Annotated in this window: 5 protein-coding genes; 4 read left to right on the top strand and 1 reads right to left on the bottom strand. The window is 57.0% G+C overall.

Annotated features, from left to right (window positions below; translation table 11 throughout):
* Nucleotides 1–10 precede the first annotated feature (10 nt).
* A complete protein-coding gene (locus OH491_RS24370; RefSeq protein ID WP_145928518.1) occupies nt 11–370 on the bottom strand; it encodes a hypothetical protein in 360 nt (119 codons plus the stop codon).
* On the opposite strand from OH491_RS24370, the gene OH491_RS24365 reads away from it, so the two are divergent.
* The 4 genes from OH491_RS24365 (at nt 369) to OH491_RS24350 (ending at nt 3,637) form a co-directional block, all read left to right on the top strand.
* Complete coding sequence (locus OH491_RS24365) at nt 369–914, top strand: hypothetical protein (protein ID WP_068768620.1); 546 nt, start codon at nt 369–371, stop codon at nt 912–914. The genes OH491_RS24370 and OH491_RS24365 overlap by 2 nt on opposite strands.
* A gap of 442 nt (nt 915–1,356) precedes the next feature.
* The gene (locus OH491_RS24360) at nt 1,357–1,593 is read left to right on the top strand and encodes a hypothetical protein (protein WP_068768621.1); all 237 of its coding nucleotides are present in this window, start codon (nt 1,357–1,359) and stop codon (nt 1,591–1,593) included.
* A 101-nt stretch (nt 1,594–1,694) separates the two neighbouring features.
* Nucleotides 1,695–3,368: a DNA primase gene (locus OH491_RS24355; RefSeq protein ID WP_068768622.1), complete on the top strand. Its 1,674-nt coding sequence runs from the start codon at nt 1,695–1,697 to the stop codon at nt 3,366–3,368.
* A complete protein-coding gene (locus OH491_RS24350; protein ID WP_145928519.1) occupies nt 3,365–3,637 on the top strand; it encodes a hypothetical protein in 273 nt (90 codons plus the stop codon). Before OH491_RS24355 ends, OH491_RS24350 begins: the two co-directional genes overlap by 4 nt.
* The last annotated feature ends 23 nt before the right edge of the window (nt 3,638–3,660 follow it).

Below are 3,660 nucleotides of genomic sequence, written 5' to 3'. Positions count from 1 at the left end.
ACGAAGGCCGTCATGAAAACCGAACCAACGGGCGGCACGGGCCAAAAGTCTGTGCCGCCGGAAAAATGGCGCCGAAATCACCATCAATGGCGCCGTTCATGCCAGAAGGCACCTGTATTATCAGGCACAGGCGCGGTGAAATTCGATGCCACAGCCTCAGAATTTTCACATGGAAGGCACTCTCGAAAGCACCCGCCCCGGTGAAATCGCATTCCAAACCGGCTCCTGAAAGCGAAGCGCGCGGAACGCACCATCGGAGCGTTTCGTACGATTTCACCGTATTTTTCGGAGCCACGGCGTAAAACGATTTCCACGGCGAAAAAAGAGACAATGTTTTCCCCGGGAAAAAACATGCCATAACCAAGGGCATGAAAAAAACAATCTGCCTGCTGCTGCTCGGAAGCCTCTCCCTGTGGGGACAATTCAACCTGCCGCTCCCGGAGGGTTGCTATCTCAACAATCCCATGGGCACGCCTATCATCGTTCCGCCCGACCCGAATCCCAAAAAACTGTTCCGCAACCTGGAAATCGTCCTCAACGCGGGTATCGACGTCATCGGCCCCGAAAAAAATGCCCCCTGCGCTCCCTATGCCGTCCTCATGGGCTCCGGCGGCATCTACTATCTATATTATAAATATCCCGACTTTTCCTCGACTTTCGGCACGCTCAAAAATATAAAAATGGGAAGCGTCAAAAACGCGCCTCCCTCCTCCGATGCAGACCCGGAGTTGGAGCCCCTCCACGGCACCGTCACATGGAACCTCACCGTATCTCCGGGAACCTACACGCTTTTCTGCATCGGACAAAAAAAACAAGTCACCCGGATGGGCAAAATCACCGTCACCGCCAGCGGCAATCTCTCCTATAAAAGCACGAACATGATCGGCGTGCCCATGCCCACTCCCTTCGGCTGAGCGATCTGCCCCCTACCCCGAACAAAAAAATCCCCGCCGTTTCGCCGGGGATTTTTTTAGGCCCCTCTTTCCCGTCCAAGGGCGTTTCCCGGGCATCCCGCGCCTTTCCCCCATCCCTCGTCTTCCCCCGCGGATAGTTCCACGCGGCCAGAAATATAAGCCGCGAAAACGGACGCCCAAAACCACATCAACAAACCACCCCGGAAGAAGCCCCGGCGTTTCAACCGGAAACAACAAAAACCATACAACCCCATGCCCATGAAGCCCGCCAAAACCACCACATCCGCGCAACTGATCAAAATCGGTGACCTCAACACCATCAAACTGAAAAAAGACCCCGCCTACCAGGGCAACAGCCTCAAAAAGGCACACTGAAGCTGCTCCGGCAAACCCGCGCGACCAACTCACTGGAGCGCGGGGTTGTCCCGTCCTCATCCTTGCCATGCTTCACTCCCGCCATCAACCACTGCCTTGCTCAATCCGCTGGTATCCAAAAAACCCTGACGCCGACCCGCAACTTCAGGAAGCCCGCCAATCCTACCCGTCCGTCAGCGCCGCCCGGCAAGCCCTCCAGCGCTGGCAACAGGCCAAAAGCGCCCGCGCCCTGCTCCACAATCCCCAAACTTGGGACGCGGAAATCCTTCCCCTGGCCCAAACAATCCAAAACCCGGCGAACTGAAAATAATTCAGAATCATCACCGGCGGATTCAGCCCCGGCCACGAAAAAATAACCCGCGAGTAATCTCCATCCCCTTCGCAGGCCCGCATGCCAAACCGCCCATGGCCAAAATCAAAAAGGAATTTCTTCAAACTTTAAAATCCGCAGCGGACATCGCCACCATCGCCAGTCGCTACACCAAAATGTCCCAAAAGGGCGCCGACTGGTGGGGCCGCTGCCCGTTCCCCGACCATCAGGAAACCCATCCCTCCTTCAAGGTTTCCCCGAGCCGGGGAAATTTCAAATGCTTCGGCTGCGGCAAGGCCGGCGATGCCGTCGAGCTGATCATGGCCCTCGAAAACACCGGATTCCAAGAGGCCGTCGAAATCGCCGCCCAATCCGCCGGCCTCCCGGTCGAATTCGAAAACGGGCTGTCCGGCGACACCCCAAAAAGCCTCCGCTCCCGGCTGTTCGAGACCCATGAAATCCTCCAGTCCTGGTTCAAGGAACAAATCAACCGCCCGGAAAACCGGCCCGCCCGCGATTATATCCGCAAATCCAGGAATTTCAGCTTGGAAACCATCCGCGCCCGCGGTTTCGGCTTCGCCCCCCACAACCTTTCCCTCGAACCATGGAACTTGATCGTGGAAAGATTCGGAGCAGAAACCGCCGGCGCCTCCGGCCTGTTCTATAAAACAAAAGCCCCCGGCGCTCCCGGAATGCTCCGCTGGTCCGGCCGGTTGATGCTGCCCCTGCCCGACGCCCAAGGGCGCGTCTGCGCTTTCATCGGCCGCGTCATCCCCGGCGCTCAGGACAACCCGTCCCATTGCGAGGCCAAATATATCACCTCCTCCAATACCCCCATTTATAATAAAAAATCCTATCTGTACAACTGGCACGAGGCCTTGAAAAATCCGCCGCCGGACTACCTGCGCCACATTCTGGTCGAGGGCAACCTCGATGCCATCCGCTGCTCCTCACTCGGTTTCAAACACACCTTCGCCGCCCAAGGCACCGAAATCTCCGAGGAACAGGTCCGCCTGCTCGCCTCCCTGCCCCGGGGCATCCTGTGCCTTTTCGACGGCGATGCCCCCGGCCTCAATGCCGCCTTCAAACTCGTGCCGCTTTGCCTCAAGTCATGCCTCGACATGCGCTTCGCCCGGCTCAACCGGAGTGACCCCGACACGCTCTTCCGCGGTCTCCATAAGGAAATCGCGGCCGGCATCCTCCAAAAACTCCACCAAGACTCCTTGTCCCCGGTGGAATTCGCCGTCCGGCATCTCCAGCAGCTTCAACAAAATCCCGCGGCACCCCAACAAATCCAAAACATCGTCTCCCAAATCACCAGCTGGCTCGCCGCCTCCCCTTTCCATACCCTGGTCATAAACTGCATCCACGAACTCGCCGCCTTGCTCCAGCTCGACCCGGCCCCCATCTGGGAGGATTTCAAACAAAATCTCCGCCTCCACGCCCCGCCCGATCTCCCGGGCACCCCGCCGGAAATCCTTCAAATCGACACCTCCAGGCAGCGCCTTCAAACCTTGCTCGACCACGGGCAAAACCCTGAGTTCGCCCCAATGGAAACCCTTTTTCTAAAAATTACCGGCAACACCGTCCTGCCCACCTCGGAGGCCCTCAATATCATCATGAAAACCAAACAGGGCTGCGACACCATCCTCGCCCATAAAGATCTCCTGTCCCTGCGGGAAATCTCCCGCATCGAAGAATTTATCCAAACTTGCAACCGCTTGCTCAAAGACTTTCCCGCCCAGCCGGCCCCTGCGGAAACCGGATGAATTTTCAGGCCCCGGGAAAGAAGATTTTACCGGACGGCGGCTTTTATCGAGGCAACCCGCCCGCCAGAAAAAGAAGGGCTCGCGGTGCAAAACTGCAAGTCCGCGAGCCCTTCGAGTATGGATTTCAAAGCTCTCGAAACCATCTTATGGGATTTTTTCAAAAACTGAAAATCCCCTTCAAAAATCTCCGGAAAAAATCTGCCGCGAAAAAGATAAAATCCCGCGCAACCACCTGCCTTGCGGGGGGAACTTTTCCACCCCATTTCTGAAAAAAAGAAACATGCCATACGCC

The organism is Termitidicoccus mucosus (assembly GCF_038725785.1).
Classification (GTDB): domain Bacteria; phylum Verrucomicrobiota; class Verrucomicrobiia; order Opitutales; family Opitutaceae; genus Termitidicoccus; species Termitidicoccus mucosus.
This window is presented reverse-complemented; position numbering and strand designations above follow the sequence as displayed.

Coding starts and splice junctions, on each gene's coding strand:
- OH491_RS24360 (WP_068768621.1), top strand. CDS start 1,357: ATGCTTCACTCCCGCCATCAACCACTGCCTTGCTCAATCCGCTGGTAT.
- OH491_RS24350 (WP_145928519.1), top strand. CDS start 3,365: ATGAATTTTCAGGCCCCGGGAAAGAAGATTTTACCGGACGGCGGCTTT.
- OH491_RS24370 (WP_145928518.1), bottom strand. CDS start 370: ATGCCCTTGGTTATGGCATGTTTTTTCCCGGGGAAAACATTGTCTCTT.
- OH491_RS24365 (WP_068768620.1), top strand. CDS start 369: ATGAAAAAAACAATCTGCCTGCTGCTGCTCGGAAGCCTCTCCCTGTGG.
- OH491_RS24355 (WP_068768622.1), top strand. CDS start 1,695: ATGGCCAAAATCAAAAAGGAATTTCTTCAAACTTTAAAATCCGCAGCG.